This is a genomic window from Micromonospora sp. WMMC241, assembly GCF_027460165.1.
In the GTDB taxonomy this organism is placed as follows: domain Bacteria; phylum Actinomycetota; class Actinomycetes; order Mycobacteriales; family Micromonosporaceae; genus Micromonospora; species Micromonospora humi.
Map to the genome: position 1 here is coordinate 2086005 of NZ_JAPZBF010000001.1, position 24250 is coordinate 2110254.

General features: G+C 70.4%; 17 protein-coding genes. 14 read left to right on the top strand and 3 right to left on the bottom strand.

The window, feature by feature from the left end:
- The first annotated feature begins 131 nt into the window (after nt 1-131).
- The 12 genes from O7598_RS09940 to O7598_RS09995 all read left to right on the top strand — a co-directional run bounded on the left by O7598_RS09940 (nt 132) and on the right by O7598_RS09995 (nt 16502).
- Entirely contained in the window at nt 132-1607 is a 1476-nt protein-coding gene (locus O7598_RS09940) for a nucleoside hydrolase-like domain-containing protein (RefSeq protein ID WP_269691019.1), read from the top strand.
- 148 nt (nt 1608-1755) lie between these two features.
- On the top strand, nt 1756-3060 hold the full coding sequence (locus O7598_RS09945; RefSeq protein WP_269691020.1) for a DUF1593 domain-containing protein: 1305 nt from the start codon (nt 1756-1758) through the stop codon (nt 3058-3060).
- Nucleotides 3061-3156: 96 nt separating this feature from the next.
- Nucleotides 3157-4986, top strand: a complete 1830-nt coding sequence (locus tag O7598_RS09950) for a nucleoside hydrolase-like domain-containing protein (RefSeq protein ID WP_269691021.1) — start codon at nt 3157-3159, stop codon at nt 4984-4986.
- Nucleotides 4987-5638: 652 nt separating this feature from the next.
- Nucleotides 5639-7681, top strand: a complete 2043-nt coding sequence (locus O7598_RS09955; protein WP_269691022.1) for a nucleoside hydrolase-like domain-containing protein — start codon at nt 5639-5641, stop codon at nt 7679-7681.
- A 147-nt stretch (nt 7682-7828) separates the two neighbouring features.
- On the top strand, nt 7829-8815 hold the full coding sequence (locus O7598_RS09960) for a sugar phosphate isomerase/epimerase family protein (RefSeq protein WP_269691023.1): 987 nt from the start codon (nt 7829-7831) through the stop codon (nt 8813-8815).
- 5 nt (nt 8816-8820) lie between these two features.
- Nucleotides 8821-9735 (top strand): transketolase, encoded by a 915-nt coding sequence (locus O7598_RS09965; protein WP_269691024.1) that lies wholly within the window; start codon nt 8821-8823, stop codon nt 9733-9735.
- A complete protein-coding gene (locus tag O7598_RS09970; protein ID WP_269691025.1) occupies nt 9732-10703 on the top strand; it encodes a transketolase family protein in 972 nt (323 codons plus the stop codon). The genes O7598_RS09965 and O7598_RS09970 overlap by 4 nt, the downstream gene beginning before the upstream one ends.
- The gene (locus O7598_RS09975; protein WP_269691026.1) at nt 10696-12171 is read left to right on the top strand and encodes an FGGY family carbohydrate kinase; all 1476 of its coding nucleotides are present in this window, start codon (nt 10696-10698) and stop codon (nt 12169-12171) included. The genes O7598_RS09970 and O7598_RS09975 overlap by 8 nt, the downstream gene beginning before the upstream one ends.
- Nucleotides 12168-12800 carry a DUF2291 family protein gene (locus O7598_RS09980; RefSeq protein WP_269691027.1) on the top strand — a complete coding sequence of 211 codons (633 nt, stop codon included), beginning with the start codon at nt 12168-12170 and terminating at the stop codon, nt 12798-12800. Before O7598_RS09975 ends, O7598_RS09980 begins: the two co-directional genes overlap by 4 nt.
- 5 nt (nt 12801-12805) lie before the next feature.
- Entirely contained in the window at nt 12806-14332 is a 1527-nt protein-coding gene (locus tag O7598_RS09985) for a sugar ABC transporter ATP-binding protein (RefSeq protein WP_269691028.1), read from the top strand.
- Nucleotides 14329-15447 (top strand): ABC transporter permease, encoded by a 1119-nt coding sequence (locus O7598_RS09990; protein ID WP_269691029.1) that lies wholly within the window; start codon nt 14329-14331, stop codon nt 15445-15447. The genes O7598_RS09985 and O7598_RS09990 overlap by 4 nt, the downstream gene beginning before the upstream one ends.
- A 56-nt stretch (nt 15448-15503) precedes the next feature.
- Nucleotides 15504-16502 (top strand): D-ribose ABC transporter substrate-binding protein, encoded by a 999-nt coding sequence (locus O7598_RS09995; RefSeq protein WP_269691030.1) that lies wholly within the window; start codon nt 15504-15506, stop codon nt 16500-16502.
- Nucleotides 16503-16580: 78 nt separating this feature from the next.
- Here O7598_RS09995 and O7598_RS10000 read toward each other — a convergent pair whose 3' ends face one another.
- Nucleotides 16581-17591 carry a sugar-binding transcriptional regulator gene (locus O7598_RS10000; protein WP_269691031.1) on the bottom strand — a complete coding sequence of 337 codons (1011 nt, stop codon included), beginning with the start codon at nt 17589-17591 and terminating at the stop codon, nt 16581-16583.
- 409 nt (nt 17592-18000) lie between these two features.
- On the opposite strand from O7598_RS10000, the gene O7598_RS10005 reads away from it, so the two are divergent.
- A complete protein-coding gene (locus O7598_RS10005; protein ID WP_269691032.1) occupies nt 18001-18567 on the top strand; it encodes an RICIN domain-containing protein in 567 nt (188 codons plus the stop codon).
- Nucleotides 18568-18696: 129 nt separating this feature from the next.
- Here O7598_RS10005 and O7598_RS10010 read toward each other — a convergent pair whose 3' ends face one another.
- Nucleotides 18697-20166: a pectate lyase family protein gene (locus tag O7598_RS10010; protein ID WP_269691033.1), complete on the bottom strand. Its 1470-nt coding sequence runs from the start codon at nt 20164-20166 to the stop codon at nt 18697-18699.
- Between the two features lie 146 nt (nt 20167-20312).
- Nucleotides 20313-21167: a hypothetical protein gene (locus O7598_RS10015; RefSeq protein WP_269691034.1), complete on the bottom strand. Its 855-nt coding sequence runs from the start codon at nt 21165-21167 to the stop codon at nt 20313-20315.
- Between the two features lie 185 nt (nt 21168-21352).
- On the opposite strand from O7598_RS10015, the gene O7598_RS10020 reads away from it, so the two are divergent.
- Nucleotides 21353-24220 carry an AfsR/SARP family transcriptional regulator gene (locus tag O7598_RS10020; protein WP_269691035.1) on the top strand — a complete coding sequence of 956 codons (2868 nt, stop codon included), beginning with the start codon at nt 21353-21355 and terminating at the stop codon, nt 24218-24220.
- The last annotated feature ends 30 nt before the right edge of the window (nt 24221-24250 follow it).

The window sequence follows — 24250 nt, forward strand, 5'->3', positions numbered from 1 at the left end:
GACCGGGTTAGCCCACCGCCTGGCGTCCGTCACCCACCGGGCCGCCGGCCGTCGACCGCGCACCGTGCTTCACCCGCATCCCCCTCTGTAGGACGTTCCGTACGTACCACCAACCCCGATGGAGAACGACCATGCTCCTTTCGAGACATCGCCTGTCGATCGCCTTGCTCGCGATCCCGCTGGCAGCGATGCTCCTGCTGCTCAGCGGGATCCGACTGGCACAGGCCAACACCGCCTCCACCCAGGCCAACGCCGACGGCTGGTCCCGAATCGAGGCGGAGAGCTACACCAGCTCAGGCGGCTCGCTGCAGGTGTGCAGCGGGGTCCTGTGCTATGTCGGTGCCGGCGCCTGGGTGCAGTACAACGGCGTCGACCTGCACACCGGGACCAACGCGATCCAGCTGAACGTCGCCAACGGCGGCGGCAACACCGGAATCCAGGTGTGGGTCGGCGGGGTCAACACCGGCACGCTCACGGTGAGCGGCACGGGCGGCTGGAACACCTACCAGAGCAGGTCGCTCACGCTGCCGGCACAGAGCGGGCTCAAGGACGTGCGGCTCGTCTTCGTCAACGGCAACGTCAACGTCGACTGGCTGCAGTTCTCCGGAACCCCGACGACCCCCAGCCCGAGTCCGACCTCGTCGACGCCGACTCCGACCCCGACGCCCACGTCGCCGTCTGGGAAGTACCGGATCGTCATCTCGTCGGACTTCCCGACGCTCGACGGCGCCAACAGCGATCCCGACGACGTGCAGTCGATGGTCCGCTTCCTGATGTACACCAACGAGTTCGACGTCGAGGGCCTGGTCGCCTCCGCCGCCACCTATGCCAACATCGCGCGTAAGGCGAACATCCTGGCGGCGATCGACAAGTACGACCAGGTCGACGAGAACCTGCGCAGACACGACCCGGCCTACCCCAGCCCGGCCTACCTGCGCTCGGTCACCTTCCAGGGTCGGGACGGCACATGGGGCAAGTCGACGGCGAACAACATCGGCGCCGGCAAGGACAGCGAGGCGTCGGACGCGATCATCCGGATCGTGGACAAGCCGGATCCGCGGCCGGTGTGGTTCAGCATCTGGGGCGACAACAGCCAGGTGGCGCAGGCGATCTGGAAGGTGCAGAACACCCGTAGCACCGCCGACTTCAACAAGTTCATCGGCAAGATGCGGATCTTCGCCATCGCCCACCAGGACGACACGATCGACTGGATGAAGCAGAACTTCCCGAGCCTCTTCATCATCCATTCGAACAACACGTACTTCGGCATGTTCTGCAACAGCGGCGACACCTCGATCTGCAACCTGTCCTGGCTCGACGCGAACATCCGCAAAAACCACGGCCCGCTCGGCGCCACCTACCCGCCGAAGGGGTGCTGCGTGACCGGCGTGCAGGAAGGGGACTCGCCGGGCTTCCTGCACCTGCTCAGCGCCAACCGTGGGCTGAACAACCCGGAGGACCCGACCCAGCCGAGCTGGGGCGGGCAGTACCGCCGCGACGGCTCGACCAACCACTGGGTCGACGGTCCGGGTGGCGGCACCATCTCGCAGTGGCGTTCCCAGTTCCAGTCGTCGTTCGCCCAACGGGCCGACTGGAACGTGTCCTGACCACCACCTGATCGGTGCTCGCCGTACCGATCCTCGGTGAGAAGCCGCGACTGCCGGGCGTCGCCCTCGGATGCCCGGCAGTCGCGGTCGCCGCGGGACCTGCCGGGACGAGGGCGACACCGGCGATTTTCGAAAGGATGACCGCACCGTGACTGTCGCGCTCAAGCCACGCCTGGTGGTGCTGACGGACATCTCCACCTGGGAACCCGACGACCACGAGTCGCTGACCCGGCTCCTCGTGCATGCCGACCTGTTCGAGATCCAGGGACTGGTCCTGACGACCGGGTGGAGCTTCGAGACTCTCGACGACCCCGTCACGAGCGGGTTCATCAGCATCATCCAGGACGCGATCGACGCCTACGAGCGGGACCTGCCCAACCTGATGAAGCGGTCGGGGCAGGTCGGGTTCGACCAGGACGGGAGCCGGCAGCAGATCGGCTACTGGCCGAGCGCGCAGCATCTGCGGGACCGCACGACGACCGGCAGCCGGAACCGGGGCGCGCGCTTCCTGGGTGACACGAACGATTCACCCGGCAGCGATCTCATCATCCGGCTGGCCGACGAGAGCGACGACCGGCCCCTGTGGGTGACGTTCTGGGGCGGCGGGAACACCCTCGCCCAGTCGATCTGGCGGGTACGGCAGGACCGTACCGCCGACCAGGTGACTGACTTCCTTCGCAAGCTGCGCGTCTATGCGATCACGGACCAGGACAGGTCCCAGACCGAGCCGCTCAGCTCCAGCTCCCACCAGTGGATGCGCCGCGTCTCGGCGGGAGAACTCCTGTTCATCTGGGACGAGTGCGCCTGGAAGTTCCAGAACGGCGCCGGAAAGGCCGACTGGAGCGCGTACGAGACGCACATCCAGGGCCACGGCAACCTGGGCCGGCAGTACCCGAAGTACGTCTACGGCGTCGAGGGCGACACCCCCTCCTTCCTCTACCTCATGCCCACCGGACTCAACGATCCCGAGTCACCGTGCCAGGCGAGTTGGGGCGGCACGTTCAGCGGCGACTCCCGCAACGTGTGGACCGGCGCCGCCTCGTGCGAGGCGTACAACAGGCGTTTCTACACGGCGTCCTTCAACAACTTCGCCGCCCGGATGGACTGGGCGGAATCGGGTTCCGGCAACCGGAACCCGGTCATCGTGCTCGACGGCGAGCACGGCGTCGGCGTGGTGCGGAGAACGCCTCAGCAGGGGACGGCGGTCACGGTCGACGCCTCCGGAACCTTCGACCCGGACGGCGACCGGTTGCGTTTCACCTGGTGGGTCCAGCCCGACGCCGGCACCTATTCCGGTCCCGTCGACATCGTGGGCGGCGGTTCCAGTATCGCCACCGTCAACGTCCCCCCGGACGCGGCGGGCAAGAGCTTCCACGTCGTGGTGGAGGCGGTCGACGACGGCCCGCACCGGCTCAGCGCCTATCGCCGGATCGTCTTCGAACCCACCGTGTAGGACCGCCTCGACGACCAGATGTCCAGGCACTCATGTGACGAGGGCTTTTCCCTCGTCACCTTCCGCTGACAGCGGTTCGAGAATGGAGCAGCTCAGATGGATCCTGTTGTCCAGCCGGCACGGGCGCGGCAGCGCCTGCGTCGGAGTGCCGCCGCAGCGGCAGCGCTGGTCACCGCGTCCGGGATGGCGGTAGGCATCGCCACCCAGGCGCACGCGGCAGCCGGGTGTCGCGTCGGCTACACCGTCACCAACCAGTGGGAGGGCGGATTCGGCGCCAACATCGCGATCACCAACCTGGGTGACCCGGTGTCGAGTTGGACGCTGACGTTCTCCTTCGCCGCGGGGCAGAAGATCTCGCAGCTCTGGAACGGAAACGTCACCCAGTCCGGCGGCAGCGTGACCGTGACGAACCTTTCCTACAACGGCGCCCTCGGCACCAATGCCACCGTCACCCCCGGCTTCAACGGTACGTGGAGCGGCACCAACCCGGCGCCCAGCACCTTCAGGCTCAACGGTGTGACGTGCACCGGCTCGACCGGTCCGGGCCCGACTCCCACCACGCCGACCACTCCCAGCCCGACGCCGACCACGCCCGCGCCCACCCCGACACCGTCCTCGCCCACGCCCACCCCGACACCGTCGCCGACGGGCTCGGCCGGGGTGAAGCCCCGGGTGATCAACATGACAGACCTCGGTGCGGACCCGGACGATCTGGAGTCGCTGGTCCGAATGCTGGTCACGGCCAACGAGGTCGATCTCGAGGGCATCATCGCGACGACGAGTTGCTGGAAGCCGACGCAGGACGCGACCAACATGGCGAACCTGCTGAATCCGCGGCTGAACGCGTACGGCCAGGTCCTGCCGAATCTCCAGAAGCACGCCCAGGGTTACCCGACCCTGGCACAGCTGCAGTCGATCTCGAAGTTGGGTCAGAAGGGCTACGGGATGGGTGACGTCGGCGCCGGCAAGGACAGTCCCGGCTCGGAGCTGATCATCGCCGCGGTCGACCGGAACGACGCGCGTCCGGTCTGGGTCAACTTCTGGGGCGGCGGCAACACGCTGGCCCAGGCGCTGTGGAAGGTCAAGAACACGCGCGGCCAGGCACAGGTCGACCAGTTCGTGAGCAAGCTGCGGGTGTACGACGTCCTGGGCCAGGACGAGGCCGGGGCGTGGATGACGAAGACGTTTCCCAACCTCTTCTACATCCGGGCCAAGAATCTCGTCTACAACTGGCAGCCCTCCGACAGCTGGGTGGACAACAACGTCCAGAACCACGGCCCGCTGGGAGCCCAGTATCCCGACCGGATCTGGGCCTTCGAGGGAGACAGCCCGTCCTTCCTCTACCAGCTGCCCAACGGCCTGACCGACCCGCAGCACGCCGACTGGGGCAGTTGGGGAGGTCGCTTCGACCCCGTGAAGAAGGCCGGCGTCCGTGGCATGACGGAGAGCGGCAGACTCGGCGCCGAGCCGTCGTACGACCCTTACTACATGTACAGCGACGCCTCGGAGGGTGGCAGCTCGACGAGCCGCTGGAGCACGGCGATCAACAACGACTTCGCCGCCCGGATGGACTGGACCGTCAATGGCGCCTACTCCGGCGCCAACCACCAGCCGGCCGCCGTCCTCAACGGTGACACCACGAAGCAGGTGCTCCAGTTCTCCGCCGCCGCCGGCTCCACCGTCAACCTGAGCGCCGCCGGCTCCAGCGATCCCGACCGCAACTCGCTCAGCTACTCCTGGACGTACTACGACGAGCCCAGCTCCTACAACGGCGCCGTCACCATCAACAACAGCACGAGCAGCACCGCGACCGTCCAGATTCCCGCCAACGCCGGCGGGAAGAGCCTCCACATCATCCTGGAGATCCGCGACAACGGCGCGCCCACCCTGTACAGCTACCGTCGGGCCGTCATCAACGTCCGATGACGCACCATCCGGCCGACCACCCGGGGGCATGCTCCCGGGCGGTCGGCGTTTCCTCGCCCGGCGCCGAGCGGCGTGCCACGAAGCGTGAGGGCCTACCACGAAGCGTTCGGCCGGATGGTTCCGGTCGAGCGCTTCGCTGTTTCTCGACTACCACGGCCCCTCGGGTCTGCCGGCGATCCGAGGGGCCCTCGTCGGACCGGTCAGGGCGTGATCCGACCGGCGCCGGCGCCGCCCGTCACCACCGACTTGACGCTGCTGGCGCTGTCGAGGGTGTACGAGTACGGGATGCCGGCGACGCTGCCGCCGGCCTGGCCGCTGCCGGAGTTCCCTTCGGAACGGCAGGGACGGTTCCGCCGGCCGGTTTCCCACCATGTCGGCGCCTGCCCGGTTGGCGCCGGTGGGTCGACCGGTCCGGCGGCCCGTACCCCTGCCGGTGGACGAGCTGTTTCTTCGGCTCCCGCCCCGCGCCCACTCGGCAAGCGCTTTCTCATGTAAGCATGTCGATGGACGGTGGTAAATGGTTAACTGGAGCTGAATTGATATGCAGGTGCCGAAGTCTTGACATTGATATGAGTGAACGTTACGTTGCGCCCAGGTTCTCGAATTATGAATCGACAATGAATATTCATTCAGAATGTCGAGGTGTGGTGTCATGTCGACGTCGGGAAGACCCGTCCCCACCCGGCACCGTGAGGCGGCCTGGAGCGCGACCGCCCTCGCCGTCGCGCTGATGGTCACCAGCGGTAACGCCGCCACGGCCGCCGGGCGGCGGGACGCTGCGGCGAACGCGGTGTCCACCACCTACGAGGCCGAGGCCGGCACGGTCGGCGGCGGCACGACGATCGATTCGAACAACGCCGGCTACACGGGCAGCGGATTCGCGAACTTCCCGACCGCCGGCGGGTCGCTGCAGTTCGGCAGCGTCGCCGGTGGCAGCGGCGGTTCCGCCGGGTTGACGATCCGGTTCGCCAACGGAAGCGGTAGGACCCGAACGGGCCGACTGGTGGTCAACGGAGCCGGCCAGGACATCACCTTCCCCGCTACCAGCAACTGGACGACCTGGCAGAGCACTTCGCTGACGGTGCCGTTGAACAGCGGCGGCAACACCATCCGCTTCGAGACCAACGGTCGGGACCTGGCCAACATCGACCACATCGTCGTCGCCGACGACGGGGCGTCCTTGCCCGTCATCACCGCCCAGCCGGTCGGTCGGACGGTTGCCCCTGGCGCCACCGTCACCTTCACGGTCGCCGCGACGGGCGCCTCACCGCTGAGTTACCGGTGGCGGCGCAACGGCGTCGACATCGCCGGCGCCACCGCCAGCGGCTACACCATCGCCGACGTGCAGTCCGCCCACGCCGGCGACTACACCGTCGTGGTGACGAACTCGCTCGGCTCGGTCACCAGCAACGCCGCCGCTCTCACCGTCGACGACATCCCGCCCCCGCCGGCCACCCGGCCCCGGGTCATCGCGATGACCGACGGCGAGGTCGACGACCGCAGCTCCATGGTCCGCTTCCTGAGCTACGCCTCGGACTACGACGTCGCCGGCATCATCCAGACCAACTCGCGTTACCAGAAGAGCGGGCACAGCGGCGACCGATGGATCGAGGCACAGCTCGACCGATACCAGCAGGTGCTGCCCAACCTGCGGGTGCACAAGGCGGGGTATCCCGACGCCGGCGCGCTGCGCGGCGTCGTCCGGGTCGGCAACGAGAACAGCGGTGACCTGACCAAGGCGCCGGCGGACATGGGCACCAGGGACACCCCGGGCTCGCAACTGGTCATCGACCGGCTGCTCGACAACGACCCACGTCCGGTGCACGTCGCGGTGTGGGGCGGCGCGAACACGCTCGCGTACGCGCTGTACAAACTGAAGACCCAGTACCCGGCGGCGCAGTACGCCCGGGCGGTGTCCCGGCTGTGGATCTACTGCATCTGGTACCAGGACGGCGGCGGCCAGTGGATCGAGGACAACATTCCCGGCGCGCGGATCTACGAGGCGTACAAGTGGGACAACGTCTGGGACTACCAGAGCCTCACCGGGCCCAGCCCGGACTACGTCAAGGCGTACATGACGCAGAGCTGGTTGGACACGAACGTCAAGCGGAACCACGGTCCGCTCGGCGCGGTCGTCCCGCAGACGTACGTCAGCGAAGGCGACACCCCGTCCTTCCTGCCGATGATCGACAACGGGCTGACCCAGTACGCCGACTACACCCTTGGAGGATGGGGTGGCCGGCCGGTCTTCGACGCCGGTAACCACATGACCGACGGCGTCGACGACGGCAACGCGAACAAGCCCTTCTGGCGGTGGATCCCGGCTGTCCAGAACGACTACGCCGCGCGAATGGACTGGCAGGTCGCCACCAGGTTCGGGGACGCCAACCACCCGCCGGTGGCGAGGGTCGCCGGCGGCTTGGCGCGCACCGTGTCGCCCGGGCAGACGGTGACGCTCGACGCCTCGCCGACCACCGACCCGGACGGTGACGCCCTGGCCTACAAGTGGTGGCAGTACGCCGACGCCGATTCGGTGAGCGCGAAGCCGGCCATCAGCAACGACACCGCACGCACCGGCGCCGGGTTCGTCGTACCGAACGAGCCCGGCAGGAAGATCCACGTGATTCTCGAGGTCGCCGACACCGGATCCCCGAGCCTGACCCACTACCGGCGGGTGGTCTTCACCATCGCCTGACCCGCACCGACGGCCGGGTCCGCGCGTCGCACTCGACGTCCGGACCCGGCCGTCGCAGTGTGAACGGGCGATGACGCGATCGAGTCATTGACATTGCTGGCTCGCCCGACCTACGCTCGTGTCATGTCCGATCAAGCGCGAATAGATATGCCAACGCCGGTCTTCGGCGCGGGCATCTGGCACTTCGGCCGATATGTGGACCGGTACGCCACCGACGGCTACGGGCCACCGGTGAACACCCTCGAAGCGATCAACCTGGCCAGCAAGGTCGAGGATCTGTCGGTGGTCGACCTGACCTACCCGTTCGACCCGCCGGGGCTCGCCGTCGCGGACGTCGCCGGCGTGCTGACCATGAACGGGCTGCGTGCGGTCGCGGTGACCCCGGAGATCTACACCCGCCGGTTCAACCGCGGCGCGTTCACCAACCCCGACGCCGAGGTGCGGCGCGCCGCGATCGAACTGGTCTCCGAGGCCGCCGCTGTCGCGCGTGAGCTGGGCTGCGACTACGTCAAGCTCTGGCCCGGGCAGGACGGCTGGGACTACCCCTTCCAGGCCGACCACCGGCAACTGTGGCAGTACTCCGTCGACGCGGTCCGCGAACTGGCCGCTACCTTCCCCGACCTGCGCTTCGCCATCGAGTACAAGCCACGCGAGCCGCGCAACGCGATGGTGTTCTCCTCCGTGGCCCGCACGCTGCTGGCCATCGAGGACATCGGACTTCCCAACGTCGGCATCCTGCTGGACTTCGGGCACTCCCTCTACGGCGGGGAGTCGCCGGCCGACGCCGCCCGCATGGCGATCTCACGCGGTCGGCTGTTCGCCATCGACGTCAACGACAACTACCGCGGCTGGGACGACGACATGGTTGTCGGCTCCATGCACCCGATCGAGACGTTCGAGTTCTTCTACGCCCTGGTCGAGGCGGGCTGGCAGGGGGTGTGGCAGCTCGACCAGTTCCCGTTCCGCGAGGACAGCGTGCAGGCGGCCACCGACGGCATCCGGGTGATGAAGCGCATCCACCGGGCGATCGGCGCCGTCGACCGGGAGGCCCTGCACGCCGCCCAGCAGGCCCAGGACGCCCTCGCCGCGCAACGGATCATCCAGAACGCCCTCTACGGCCGGTACGAAGGTTGACGACCGTGACGGAACCTGTCGACCGGGTGGCACCGGTGAGGCTTCCCGCCGACCCCGATCGCGCCCAGCGGTACGCAGAACTGTCCGCCCACCTCCGCGGGTCCGACGCCGACGTCGCCGCCGTCGAGCTGCGGCGCATCGCGCTCGAGGTGCGCCGCAGCATCATCCGGATGATCGACCGTGCCCGGATGGGACACATCGGCGGTGACCTGTCGGTGACCGACATCCTGGTGACCTGCTTCTGGGGAGTGCTGTCACTGGACCCGCAACGCCCCACGTGGCCCGACCGCGACCGCTTCATCCTCAGCAAGGGCCACTGCGCGGCGGCGCTGTACTCCACCCTGGCGCACTGCGGCTTCTTCCATCCCGAAGAACTCGACACGTTCATGGCGCCGCTGTCGGCGCTCAACGGACATCCGAACAAGCTCAAGGTGCCGGGTGTGGAGACGAACACCGGCGCCCTGGGCCACGGGCTCCCGGTCGCCACCGGCTGCGCCATCGCCGCGCAGCTGGCCGGCGCGCCGTGGCGCACCGTCGTCGTGCTCGGCGACGGCGAGATGCAGGAGGGCAGCAACTGGGAGGCGGCGATGACCGCCGCCCACCACGACCTGTCCGCACTGACCGCAGTGATCGACCGCAACCGCCTTCAGCAGGGCGCCCGCACCGAGGACACCAAACGCCTGGAGCCGTTCGCCGACAAGTGGCGCAGCTTCGGCTGGGAGGTGCGCGAGGTCGACGGGCACGACCACGTCGCGCTGCTGCGCGCCCTGGGGCCCTCGACGACCGGCCGGCCGGTGGCGGTCGTCGCCGACACCATCAAGGGGAAGGGCGTGTCCTTCATGGAGGACCGGGTCGAGTGGCACCACAAGGTGCCGACCCCCGAGCAGACCGAGCAGGCACTCGCGGAGCTCGTCGGATGACGATCGTGGAGCAGGCCGTCTTCGACTGCCGGCAGGCGTTCGCCGACGAACTGCGCGCCCTGGCCCGCGTCGACGAGCGCGTCGTCGCCGTCTGCAACGACTCGGTCGGATCGAGCAACCTCGTCGGCTTCCGTGACGAGTTCCCCCGGCGCCTGGTCAACGTCGGCATCGCCGAGCAGGATCTGGTCGGCGTGGCCGCCGGGCTGGCCAACGCCGGCAAGATCCCGTTCGTGTGCGCCGCCGCGCCGTTCCTGACCGGCCGGGCGCTGGAGCAGATCAAGGCGGACATCGCCTACAGCGACGCGCACGTCGTGCTGTGCGGGCAGAGCCCCGGGATGGCCTACGGCGAGCTGGGGCCGACCCACCACTCCATCGAGGACCTGTCCTGGATGCGCGCGGTGGCCAACCTCGACGTCATCGTGCCGGCGGACCCGGACCAGACCCGGGCCGCGGTGCGGTGGGCAGCCGCCTCCGGCCGCCCCTCCTACCTGCGGATTCCCCGTTTCAAGGTCCCGGCGGTGACGCCGGCGGACGCGCCCTTCGCCCCCGGCACGGCGGTCCGGTTGGCCGACGGCGACGACGTCACGGTCATCGCGATCGGATCGCTCACCTCACGCGCGCTCGACGCCGCCGAGCGGCTACGGGTGGAAGGCATCGAGGTCCGGGTGTTGAACATGCCGTTCGTGGACCCCATCGACACCCGCGCCGTGCTGGCCGCCGCCGCCCAGACCCGCGGCATCGTGACCGCCGAGGAGGCGACCACGACCGGCGGGCTGGGCGCCGCCGTCGCCGCGATCGTCGCCGCCGCACGGCCCGCCCCGATGCGGATCCTCGGCATACCCCGGGTCTTCGCCCCGACCGGCGACACCGCGTACCTGCTCGACCACTTCGGGCTGACCGCAGACGGCATCGCCGACGCGGTCCGCGAGCTGTACGGCGCCGCGGCACCGGGCCGTGATCATGGCTGACGGGCCGCTCGTTCTCGCGGTGGACCAGGGGACGAGTTCCACCAAGGCTCTCCTCGTCGATGCCGCCGGAGCGGTCGTCGCGCGAGCGGTGGCACCCGTGACGGAACGACAGCCGCGGCTCGGCTGGGTCGAGCAGGACGCCGACGAACTGTGGCACAGCGTCCGTGCCGCCGTGGCCTCCTGCGTCGAGCCGAGTGTCGCCCACCGGATCGAGGCGGTCGGGCTGAGCGTCCAGCGGGAGTCGCTGGTGCTGTGGGAGCGTCGCACCGGTGAACCGCTCGGCCCGCTGCTCAGCTGGCAGGATCAACGCACCAACGACGCGTGTCGCGACCTCACCGCTGGTGGCGGTGGGCCGCTCGTCAGGGCGACAAGCGGGATGCCGTTGGACCCGATGTTCTCGGCGCTCAAGGCGCGCTGGCTGCTGGACACCTACGACCCGGAACGCCGACGTGCCAAGGCCGGTGAGCTGTGCCTGGGCACTGTCGACTCCTGGCTGCTGAGCCGGTTCGGCGGTGAACACGTCACCGAGGTCGGCAACGCCTCCCGCACCCAGTTGCTCAACGTCGACACCCGGAGGTGGGACGAGCGGCTGCTCGACCTGTTCGGGGTGCCGGCCGCGGTGCTGCCCCGGGTGGTGGGCTCCTGCGGTGACTTCCCGGCCGTACGCGATCTGTGGCCCGTGCCGGACGGCGTCGCGGTGCGGGCGGTCCTCGGGGACTCGCACGCGGCGATGTTCGCCCACGCCGGCTGGCGGCCCGGCGTCGTGAAGGCCACCTACGGCACCGGCTCGTCCGTGATGGCCGTCGGCGACGGCGGCGACAGCCCGCAGTTGTGCCGCAGCGTGGCATGGGACATCGACGGGCCGGTCCACGCCGTCGAAGGCAACATCCGCGCCACCGGCCGCACCCTCAGCTGGCTGGCCGACCTCTTCGGCGCCGACGTGCAGACCCTGCTCGACGAGGCGCCGCCCGCCGTGGGCCCGGTGCAGTTCGTGCCGGCCTTCGGCGGCCTGGGAGCGCCGTGGTGGGACCCCGAGGCGACCGCCGTGATCAGCGGCCTGACTCTGGGCACCCGCCGTGGCGATCTCGTGGCCGCCGCGCTGCACGCGGTGGCCCACCAGGTCGACGACGTCGTGGCCGCCGTCGAGTCCGCCGTCGGTGAGGTGCGACTGCTGCTGTGCGACGGCGGCCTGACCCGCAGCGGTCGGCTCATGCAGACCCAGGCCGACGTCGGCGGCAGGCGCATCGGCCGGTCGGCCGAGCAGGACCTGTCGTGCCTGGGAGCGGCCGACGCGGCCGGACTGGCCGCCGGGCTGTGGACCTGGGCCGACCTGGAAGGGCGGCTTCGACCTGTCGACGAGTACCATCCCGCCACCCATCACGCGGCCCGGGCGGCCGAGCGGGCCCGGTGGCACGCCGCGATCGCCCGTGCCCGGTCGGTCCCCGCAACGGGAAGGAGTAGAGCGTGACCCGCCTCCGACGTCCTCGGTGGATCGGGCTGGCCGCCGTCGCCGCGCTCGTCGCAGCGATCCTGGTCAGCACCGAGTACCGGCCCGCGGACGCGCCCTCGGCCGACCAGGCGCAGGCCTTCGACCCGGCCCGCTACGGCGCCGACACCTATCAGAGCAAGGTGGTGCCGGCCATTCGGCAGAGCGCCGTCCCGCTGCCGGAACTGTTCGCGGCCCTGTCCGCGGACAAGGAGGCCGCCGGTCGCAGGTACGGCCACCGCGACGGCACCGGCCCCTGGAGCTTCGCGGTCACCGGTGAAGGCGTCGCCGGCCGGACCACCGGCAGCCTGATGCTCGTCACCGGCACCGGCCTGCCGGCGGCCACGCGGGTGTCACTGCAGGTGGGACCGGCGATCAACGGCACCGCCCTGCGCGACGCCGCCGGTTTCATCACCTTCGGCCAGTTCCTCAACCAGGTGCAGTACGCCGACGCGGCGACGGCGCTCAACAACCAGATGCGCGGTAGCGTGCTGGCCGACCTCGAGCCCGCGGAGCTGACGGGCCAGAAGATCACGTTCACCGGCGCGTTCCGCTTCGTCACCCCGTCGGTCATCACCATCACGCCCATCGAGATCGGCCGGGCGCAGTGACCCCGGTGCTGCGCGCCCGCGCCGTGACGAAGGTCTACGGCGGGACCCACGCGCTCACCGGCGTCGACTTCACGGTCGCCGGCGGCCGGGTCACCGCGCTGTTCGGCGAGAACGGCGCCGGCAAGTCCACCCTGATGAAGATCCTGGCCGGGATCGAGCAACCCAGCACCGGCCACATCGAGCTCGACGGCGTGCCGATCCATCCCCGCTCCGCCCGCGAAGCCGCCGACCGGGGCATCTCGATCATCCACCAGGAACTCAGCCTCTGCCCCAACCTCAGCGTCCAGGACAACCTCTTCCTCGCCCGCGAGATGCGCTCCCGAGGCGTCGTCGACCGGCAGGCGCAGCGACAGGCCACGCAGGCGGTCCTGCGCCGGCTGGAGGAGGACGTGGACCCCGACCACCTGGTCGGAGACCTGCGCCTGGGCCAGCAGCAGATCGTCGAGATCGCGCGGGCGCTGCTGCAGAACGCCCGAGTGCTGATCATGGACGAACCCACCTCGGCCCTCACCGCACCCGAGGTCGCCGTCCTGTTCCGGATCATCCGCGAACTGACCGCCGCCGGCGTCGCCGTCGTCTACATCTCCCACCACCTCGACGAGGCGTTGGAGATCGCCGATGACCTCGCCGTGCTGCGCGACGGCGCCCTCGTCGCCGCCGCCACGGCCGACCAGGCCACCATCGGCTGGATCGTCCGACACATGGTCGGACGCGACCCCGACACCCTGTTCCCCGACCGCGACTCCGCCGCCGGCGCCCCGGTGCTGAGCACCGACCGCATCGTCGTCGCCGACCCGCAGAACCCCCACCGCCTGGCCGTCGACCGGGTTTCCCTCACCCTCCACGAGGGCGAGATCGTCGGCATCTACGGCCTGATGGGCTCCGGCCGTACCGAACTGCTGGAGGCGCTCGCCGGACGGATCACACCGGCCGCGGGAACGATCACCCTCGACGGCGTGCCACTCGCCGACCCGGACATCCGCTCCCGCATCTCCCGCGGCATCGTCCTGGTCCCCGAGGACCGCCAACGCGACGGCCTGGTCCAGTCCATGTCGGTGGGGCAGAACCTCAGCCTCGCCGGGCTGTCACGCTTCGTCCGCAACCTGTTCGTCTCCCGCGACGCCGAACGGGATGCGGTCCGGCGGACCATCACCGAAGTCACCGTCAAGACCAGCGGCGCCGCCGCCGCCATCGGCTCGCTCAGCGGTGGCAACCAGCAGAAGGTCGTCATCGGCAAGGCGCTGCTGACCCGCCCTCGTGTGCTGCTGCTCGACGAACCGTCGCGCGGCGTGGACGTCGGCGCCAGGGCCGACATCTTCGAGCTCATGGCCGAGCAGGCCCGCCGTGGACTGTCGGTGCTCTTCGCCACCTCCGAAGCCGAGGAGGCCCTGCACATCCCCGATCGCCTACTCGTCCTCGCCCGTGGCGCGGTGGTGGGCGAGTTCCGACGCGGACAGATAACCCGGGAGGACCTGATGAGCCTGTCCGACGGCCGAGCCGCCGCCTCGACACGCACGGAGCCCGCGCGATGACCGCCCAGAGCACCCTGCCGGCGCCGGCGGAATCCGACGCCGCCTCCGCCACCGACCTGGCCACGAAGGCACGCCGGCTGTCGTTGCTCAACGGCGTGTTCGAACTGCGCGCCTTCATCGCCCTCGCCGTGCTGATCGTCGTGTTCGGCGTGCTGTCCGACGCGTTCCTGACCGTCACCAATGTGATCACGATGACCAAGCACGTGGCGATCAACGCGATCATCGCGCTCGGCATGCTGCTGGTCATCCTCAAGGGCGGCATCGACCTGTCCGTCGGCTCCGTCGTGGGCCTGTCCGGCGTCGTCGCGGGCGAGCTGTTGCAAGGGGTACGGCTGGGATTCCTCGACGCGATCGCCTACCCACCCGTCTGGGCGGTCATCGTGCTCTGCGTCGCGGTGGGCATGCTCGTCGGCCTGGTCAACGGCGTCCTCGTCACCCGATTTCGCGTCGCGCCGTTCATCGCCACCCTCGGCATGCTCTACGTCGCCCGGGGGTTGGCACTGCTGATCTCCAACGGCACCACCTACCCCGACCTCGCCGGCAGCCCCGAGCTCGGCAACACCGGCTTCGGCTTCCTCGGCAGCGGACGCCCCCTCGGACTGCCCACCTCGATCTGGCTGATGGCGGTCCTCACCGCCGTGATCGCCCTGGTGCTGATCAAGAGCCCGTTCGGACGCTGGCTGTACGCCACCGGCGGCAACGAGCGCGCCTCCGAGCTGTCCGGCGTGCCGGTCCACCGGGTCAAGACCATCGTCTACGTCATCGCCGGCGGCTGCGCCGCGATAGCGGGTCTCGTCATCGCCTCGGAACTCACCTCCGCCGCGCCGCAGGCGGGGGAGACCTACGAACTCAACGCCATCGCCGCGGTGGTCATCGGCGGCGCCGCGCTCAGCGGCGGCCGCGGCACGGTCCGCGGCACCCTCGTCGGCGCCTTCGTCATCGGCTTCCTCGCCGACGGCCTGGTGCTGCTGGGCGTGTCGACCTTCTGGCAGATCCTGATCAAGGGTGCCGTGATCGTCCTCGCCGTCATGCTCGACCAGGGGCAGCAGCGATTCCAGCGTCGCCAGGGCGCCGCCGCCTCCGCCGCTGCCGCCGTCAGACCCGGCTCCGCCTGATACCGGCTCCACGCGCTCCACCCATAACCCCACCACATCATCCCCATGGAGTCCCCATGCCCTCTTCACCCTTCTCCGCGTCCCGCAGACGAGCGCTCGCCGTCGTACCCCTGGTCAGTGCCGCGCTTCTCCTCGGCGCGTGCGGCTCCGACGACGACGGGTCGGCCAAGGGCGACAGCGGCAAGCAGGCCGGTGGCCTCATCGCCATCATCACCCCGTCGGCGGACAACCCGTTCTTCAAGGCCGAGGCGGACGCCGCCAAGGCCAAAGCCGAGTCGCTCGGCTACCAGACCTCGGTGGCCTCGCACGACGACGACCCGAACAAACAGAGCGAGCTGATCGACTCCGCCATCTCCCGCAAGGCCAAGGCGATCATCCTGGACAACGCCGGCGCCGACGCCTCCATCGGCCCGGTCCGCAAGGCCAAGGACGCGGGCATCCCGGTGTTCCTCATCGACCGGGAGATCAACGCCACCGGCGTCGCCGCCGCGCAGATCGTCTCCAACAACGCCCAGGGCGCCCAACTGGCCGCCGAGTCCTTCGTCGAGGCGATGTCGAGCAAGGGCAACTACGTCGAACTGGTCGGCAAGGAGTCCGACACCAACGCCGGCGTCCGCTCCAAGGGCTTCACCGACGTCATCTCCCAGTACCCGGACATGAAGCTGGTCGCGAAGGAGAGCGCGAACTGGGACCAGCAGGAAGCCTTCAGCAAGATGGAGACGATCCTGCAGAAGAACCGCAACCTGCAGGGCGTCATCGCCGGCAACGACACCATGGCGCTCGGCGCCGTCGCCGCCCTGAAGGCCGCCGGCCTGACCGGCAAGGTCGTCGTGGTCGGGTTCGACGGCAGCCCGGACGCCGTCGCCGCCATCAAGGCCGGCCAGATGCACGCCACCGCGTTGCAGCCCGCCGTGCTCGGCGCCGAGACCGCCGTGCAGCAGGCCGACAAGTTCATCAAGACCGGGTCGACCGGCGCCGCCGAGAAGCAGTCCATCGACTGCGAGCTGGTCACCAAGGCCAACGCCGACCAGTTCGGCGTCTTCGGCCGCAAGTAGTCCCACCGGGCCTGTCGTCCCGTGTCGCGCCGCCACCGGCCGGCACGGGACACACCTGTGCCGGCCGTCCGCGCCGTGCTACCGGGCGGGTTCCTCCGCCAACCGTCGCGCCACGTCGAGGTCGGTGACCAGGACGTCGACCCAGCCCCCGCGCAGCGCCGCACGGATCGCGGTGAACTTGCGCGCCCCACCGGCGATCGCCACGACCCGCGGTATCGACCGCAGCGTGAGGCTGTCGATGCCCAGCACCCGCTCGTCGAGCGGCGACTTGACCAGGTCGCCGTTCTCGTCGAAGAAGCGCAGGCAGATGTCGCCGACCGCGCCGAGCTTGCGCAGCGCCTGCTGCTCGGCGTCGGCGATGGCATTGCCGCTCTCCATCAGCAACGGCGACGGCTCCAGGCTCCCCAGGCCGGCCAGCAGCATGGTCAGGCCGCTGTAGGCGCCCATCACGTCGTTGATGTGCGGATCGGCCATCAGCACATCACGTGCCGCCGGCGACGCCGCGAGGCCGGGCGCGGGCAGGAACACCGCCTTCGCCCCGGTCAGGATCGCCAGCCGGTCGGCCAGTCGGGTGGCGTAGATCTGCGACGTGCTGCTGCCGACCCCGCCGATGACCTGCACAACCTGCTCGGCCACCGGGTTGGGTCGGGGACGCATCGCGTCGACGGTCGACAGCAACGTCGAACTCCACGAGGAGATCCCGATCCGATCACCGCCGGTGAGTGTCGTCTCCAGGTAGACCGCGGCCGCCGCGCCGATCGCCTTCAGCGTCGACGGCTCGTCGGGGGACGAGTGACCGGTGTCCGCCACCACGACGTCGCGCAGCCCGAACCGGCGTTCGATCTCCTCCTCCAGCTCGGCGTGCACACCGGCCGGGGTGACCACTGTGGTGCGCACGATGCCCAACACGGTGGCCTGCTTCAACAGCCGTGACACCCGAGGCTGGGAGATGTGCAGCTGTTCGGCGATCTGTGGCTGCCTCACCCCATGCTCGTGATACATGCGGGCCACCTTGGTCAGCAGCCGCAACTGGCTGGTGGTCACACCACCGATCGACGGTTCGCGGAGGTTGCCGCTGTCGCTGGTCACCGAGACTCCTTCGACGGCAGTCGAACGCTGATGCTCACGGGGGGAGTATATCTGAATGTAAATTCAAGGCTGATTGCAGTCGCTCTGATGATCTCAGGACGGCTCCCGGTCCGACTCCGGGAGGACGGCCTCGCTCGCCGGTGGCGGCAGCCGGAGGCGCCGGAACCGCAGGGGTGGATCAGGAACCGGCGCAGGTGATGGCAGCGACGACAGACAAAAAATTGTTGCCTGAGCGGTTCGGTGGCCGGGCGGATTAGCCATTACCACCTCGACCATTCCTACTGGACGAGCCGGCGGCGGCGAGGGTGTCCACGCCGCATCACCCGCAACGCAGTCAGAGATGTACATGCCTCTGTGTGTCGGGTAGGGTCGTGCCCGTTGTTTTTTCGATGAATCGGGGTTGACAGGCATGAAGCTACGCGAATTCGCCGCGGTCTTGGCGGCGCTGGTCGGAGTTGTCGGCGGTGGAGTCGTCGCACCGTCCGCCGCTCTCGCCGCGGACAACGGACCGTGGGAGGTCTTCCCCGCCAGCGCTGTCGACAAGTGTGTCGAAGTCCAGGGTGGTTCGACCGCGTCCAGCGCGCAGGTTCAGGTCTACACCTGTGCGACGTGGGGCGGCGGTGTCACGCCGCTGCACCAGCGGTGGATCTTCCGGCCCACCTCCAGTGGCTACCAGCGCATTGTCAATGGCAAGACGGGAATGTGCGCGAACATCAAGGGAAGCACCGACGTCAACAGCACGAAAATTGTCCAGTACAACTGCGGTGGCAGTGGGACTCTGAACGATCAGTGGTACCCGCAGTTCGTGCGGAAGATTGGCGGGTTCGACTTCTACCAGTTCAAGAGCCGACTGAACCCCGCGAAGTGTCTCAACGTGCAGGGCAGCACGACGTCGGACGGTTCCGACCTCATCCTCTACCCGTGCAGCACGGCGAACAACGCCATCTTCTCGTGGACGCCGGCGGTGCAGGCCTAGGCTGCGACGAGCGCCAAGGGGCAGGCGCGGGATGTCCGAGCCTGCCCCTTGCTGCGTGGGGGACACCACCACGAACTCATCGGCACTGCTCCCTTCCCCGCCGCTCATGGGTGGGGTGGGCCGCTCAGGTCACGGGCTGGTGCACGTGATCGCCGGCGAGGACGCCGTTCCGGTGCCGATGAAGCCGAACGTCGTGCTGCCGCCGGCCGGGATCGAGCGGTTGTAGTCGACGTTCTTCACTGCCACGGCCGAACCGTTGACGCTCAGCGTGCCGCTCCAGACCTGGGTGATGCTCTGGCCGCTACCGAGGGTCCACCTGACGGTCCAGCCGTTGATCGCCGAGCTTCCGGCCTTCACGGTGACCTCACCCTGCCAGCCGCCGTCCCAGGAGCCGGTCGTCCGATAGCTGGCGCCGCAGGCCCCGCCGGCCGGCGGTGGCGTCGTCGGGACCGGCGTCGGACTGGACGTGGGCTTCGGCGTCGGGGACGGCGACGACGTGGGAGTCGGGGGCGGGGTGGAGGTGCCGGACAGGGTCGGTCCGGCGCAACTGCTCACGATCCCCGGCACGTTGCCGGCGCTGTCCGGCGTGTAGCCGTACGGGGGAGCGGTGAACGGGGTGACGCCGCCGACGCCGCCGGCGCCGCTGTCACGCCTGCCGGAGGTGTTGTCGTAGATGTTGCCCCGGGCGGTGACGTAGGACGGCCGGTCGTACATGAACTGGTGCGGGTTCTTGGTGTCCTTGAAGTAGTTGTTCTCCACCAGGACCGAGGCGAGCGAACCGACGCCGACCGCGTACGTGTTGCCCGTGGCGGTGTAGTAGTTGTTGTAGACGTGGCCCTTGCCGTAGAGCATCCGCGGCATCCGCTGGTCGACCAGCGAGGCGAACCAGTTGTGGTGGAAGGTCGCGTTCTGCTTGCCCACGTCGGTGTCGTCGTGGTCCGCGCCGCCGCTGACCAGGCTGGCGAAGCGGTGCGGGTGGGAACTGTTGGTGTACCAGAACTTCACCCAGGAGACGGTGATGAAGTCTGAGCCCCGGGTGAGGTCGAGCAGCCCGTCTCCGGCGTCCCAGATGTTCAGGTGGTCGAACCAGAGGTGGTGCGAGCCGCGTGCGGCGGCCGTGTCGGCCGGGTAGTTGCCGTATCCGGCGCCACGGAGGTTCAGGTTCCGGACGATGATGTTGCTGTGCCCGTCGGCGATGTCGACGCCGCCGTCGATCGTCGCGTTGGCGTCGACGCCGATCAACGTCTTGTTGCTGGCGATGTTCACCGCGCTGGTGCCGGTGTCGATCGTGCCGGAGATCCTGAGCACGCGCGGGGTGGAGTCCGTGGCGTACCGCTTGAGGTCGGCGAGGTTGTTGATCGTCTGCGGGCTGGCGTTGCCGCCGCCGGTGGTCGTGTTGAGGCCGCTGCCCGCGACTGTCGCCCAGCCCACCAGTTTGTCGTCGCAGGCGCTCGCGGCGGCGGCCGGTGCCGCGCCGAGCGGCGCGGGCACGTCGACCACGGCCAGCGCCCCGGCCGCGGTCAGGGTGACCGCGGCGGCGAGGGCGGCGGGTGCGCGCAGCCGCCGCCGCGGTGCCTGGTCATTGGGGTACGGGGTCATGGACGAACCTCCAGGGGTGGCGCCGGCGGCACCGTTATAAATTCACTTAGGCATTGAAATTCACCTGTTCGAAACAGTAATGTGCATCGATATACATGTCAAGGTCGCTCCATGCCGGGGCCGCCACCGGCGGCCCCGGCCCCGGATCAGCTCCCGCAGATGCCGTATCCGCTGAGGCTCCACGAGCCGGCGAAGCCGTCGGCGTCCTCGTCCGCGCGCACCCGCACGGTGTTCCCCCCGGTGATGTTGATCGCGGTGAGCAGCACCTGACCGTTGCCGGCGTTGATGTCCGCGCCCGCGCTGTAGAGGCCCTTGCCGGGCGGGCACGCCTTGAGGTGGGTGTCGGACGGGTCGCTCGCGCCGGCCCCCGTCACCACGACCCGCTCCAGCCCGGCGGGCGCGGTGGCGCAGACCGCGATCGAGGTGGCGCTCCAGCCGGCCGGTGAGGTGCCCTGCACCGCGACCGCCCGGACGGTCACCGACGTCAGGTCGAACGACGGCACCACCTGGTCGAGCACGACGTCGCCCAGGCCGCTGTTGATCCGTCCGCCCATGCCGATGACCTTCTTCGTCCCGCAGCTCGCCGTGACGTACTCCGTGCCGACGGCCCCGGTCGTGGCCACGACCTGGTATCCGGCCGGCGCGGTGGCGCACTGGGCGAGGGTCTGCAACCCCCAGTCGCCGGCGAAGTTGACCGGGCCCGCCTCGCGCATCGTCGCGATGAACCCGGTGCCGTTCGCCAGCGGCTCCAGCCGGTCCAGCCCGACCCGTCCGGCCGCCGACGAGCCGGCGGTGAGGAAGCCCCCGCCCCCGGTGACCACCTTGCCGGTCGGGCAGGACGCGAGCGCCGACTTGTCCGCGCTGCTCTCGGCCGCCGTCTGGGTGACCGTCTCCAACCCCGCCGGGGTCGCGAAGGCCGGTGCCGCCCAGCCCAGGCCCGCCGCCACGACTGCCGCCGACACGACGCCCGTCAGCACGCCCCGCCCCTTGGTTGCTCGCATGTCGCTCTCCTGTCCGCCTCGGCCGGCGCCGTGCCGGCCCGCCTCCCGCCGAACCCGGGGGCCGGCGGCTGGGAAGAGCCTGAGCCGGGTCGCTTGCCGTCCGCTATCCGACCGCTTGCCGAGGGCCGCGCCGACCGCGCCGTCCATAGACTTGGGTCGTCCGATCGCGACAGACGAGGAAAGCCATGCGGTGGTCCCTCCTCGGCCCCGTCCAGGTGATCGCCGCGGGGCGGGTCCTTCCCATCGACCGCCCCCAGCAACGCGCGGTGCTCGCGCTGCTGCTCCTCAACGCCGACCGGCTGGTGTCCCTCGCGCAGCTCGTGTCGGCGCTCTGGGCCGACGACCCGCCGGCCAGCGCCCGGACCCAGGTGCAGGTCTGCGTCTCCCGGATCCGGGCGGCCCTGCGGGACGCGGGCGCCGCCGGCCTGCTGACGACCCAGGGCGGCGGCTACCGGCTGACCGTACGCGGCACCGAGCTGGACCTCGCCGAGTTCACAGTGGCGGTCGAGCGGGCCCGCGCCGAGGAGGCGGCCGGCCGACCGGCGGAGGCGGCGCGACTGCTGCGCGAGGGCCTGGCGCTGTGGCGGGGGCCGGCGCTGGCCGGCGCGGCCGGGGCCTTCGTCGACGCGGCCGCCGCCGGCCTGGACGAGCAGCGGCTGCTCGCGTACGAACGGCTCGCCGCCGTGGAACTCGACCTCGGCCGGTTCGCCGCGACCGCGCGGGCCCTGCGCCCCCTGGTGGCCGAGCATCCGCTGCGGGAGCCGCTGGTGGCCGGATACCTGCTCGCCCTGGCCGGCTGTGGGCAGCAGGCCGCCGCGCTGCGGCTCTACGCCGAGACCCGTCGCCACCTCGTCGACGAGCTGGGCGTGGAGCCCGGCCCCGAGTTGAGCGAGGCCCACCTGCGGGTACTCCGGGGGCGGACGCCGGCCGAGCCCGTACCCGCCGCGCCCGCATCGCCCGCCGGGCCCGCTGGGCCACCCCCGGCGCAGCTTCCCGGCGAGCCCGCCTGGTTCACCGGCCGCGCGACGGCGCTGCGGCAACTGGACGCTCTGCTCCCCGCCGGCCCGGACAGCGACGAGCGGGGTCCGGGTCGTGCCGTGGTCATCTCCGCCATCGCCGGCACCGCCGGGGTCGGCAAGACCACCCTCGCGGTGCACTGGGCCCGCCGGGTAGCGCACCGCTACCCGGACGGGCAGCTCTACGTCAACCTGCGCGGGTTCGACCTCGACGGTCGGGCCGTGTCGCCGGCCGAGGCGCTGCGCGGCTTCCTGGAAGCGCTGCACGTGCCGCCCCAGCGGATACCCGCCGGCCTGCCCGGGCAGGCCGCCCTGTTCCGCACCCTGCTCGTCGACCGCCGGATCCTGGTGCTGCTCGACAACGCCCGCGACGACGAGCAGGTCCGGCCCCTGCTGCCCGGATCGCCGGGCAGCCTGGTCGTGGTGACCAGCCGCAACCGGCTCACCGGCCTGGTGGTCAGCGACGGGGCCCACCCGGTGACGCTGGACCTGCTTCCGCCGGCCGAGGCCCGGGAGCTGCTGGCCGGTCGGCTCGGTCGCGGTCGCGCCGGGCGTGAGGCGGCGGCGCTGGACGAGATCGAACGCCGCTGCGCCGGCCTGCCGCTGGCTCTGGCCGTCGTCGCGGCCCGCGCCGTCGGGCAGCCCCACGTGCCGCTGGCGGCCCTCGCCGCCGAGCTGCGGGACACCGACCCGGACCACCGACTCACCGCGCTGGCCACCGGCGACCCCGCGACCGACGTGCGGGCGGTCTTCTCCTGGTCGTACCGGGCGCTGGACGCCGACTCGGCCCGGCTGTTCCGGCTGTTCGGGCTGCATCCCGGCCCCGACGCCGGGCGAGCCGCGCTGGCCAGCCTCGCCGGCCTGCCGCCGGCCCGGGTCGGCCCGCTGCTGGCCGGGCTCACCCGGGCGAACCTGCTCACCGAGCGCACTCCCGGCCGGTACGCGCTGCACGACCTGCTCCACGCGTACGCCTCGGAGCTGTGTCACGGCACCGACTCCGAGGCCGAGCGGACGGCCGCCCGGCGGCGCCTGTTCGACCACTACCTGCACGCCTCGCACGCGGCGGATCACCTGCTCGACCCCTACCGGCTGGCGCGCCCGGCCGCGCTACCGCGGCCCGAGCCGGGGGTGACGGTGGGGGACCGCCCGGAGCACGCGTGGGCGACCGCGTGGTTCGCCGCCGAGCACCATGTCCTGCTGGCGTGCGTGGAGCAGGCGGCGGGCGCCGGCCTGGACCGGCACGCGTGCGCGCTGGCGGCGGCCCTCACCACGTACCTCGATCGCCGCGGGCACTGGCCGGAGCTGGCCGCCGCGCAGCGGACCGCCCTGGCGGCGGCGCTGCGCCAGGGTGACCTGGCCGGTCAGGCCCTGGCGCACCGGGGTCTCGCCATCGCCTGCACCTGGTCGGGCGAGCACGAGGCGGCGCACCGGCACTACCGGCGTGACCTGGAGCTGTACCGCGAGTTGGGCGACGACACCGGTCGCGCGCACACCCACCTCGGGGTGAGCTGGGTGCTGGCACGGCAGGGCCGGCTGCGGGCGGCACTCGACGAGACCCGGCTGGCCCTCGACCTGTACCGGGCCGCCGACTACCAGGTCGGGCAGGCCAAGGCGCTCAACAATCTGGGCTGGATGCATGCCCGGCTCGACGAGCCGGGGCCGGCGCTGCACTGCTGCCGGTCGGCCCTGCGGCTGCACGAGGAGAACGGCGACCGGCACGGCGCGGCGCTGGCCTGGGACAACCTCGGCTACGTCCGGCACGGCCTCGGCGACCACGACGGCGCAGCGGACTGCTACCGGCGAGCGCTCGCGCTGCACCGGGAACTCGGTGACCGGTACGACGAGGCGGAGGTGCTGGACAACCTGGGCGACAGCCTCGAGGCCGCCGGTGACCTCGACGCCGCCCGCCGGGCGTGGCGGGAGGCGCTGGCCATCTTCGACGAGCTACGCCATCCGGACGCCGACCGCCCCCGGGTCAAGCTGGCCGCCCCGGCCGGGGCTCATCTCCCGCCGAGGACGCAGTCGACGGTCGTATAGAGGGTCTCGGTCTCGGTCTTCAGGATCGAA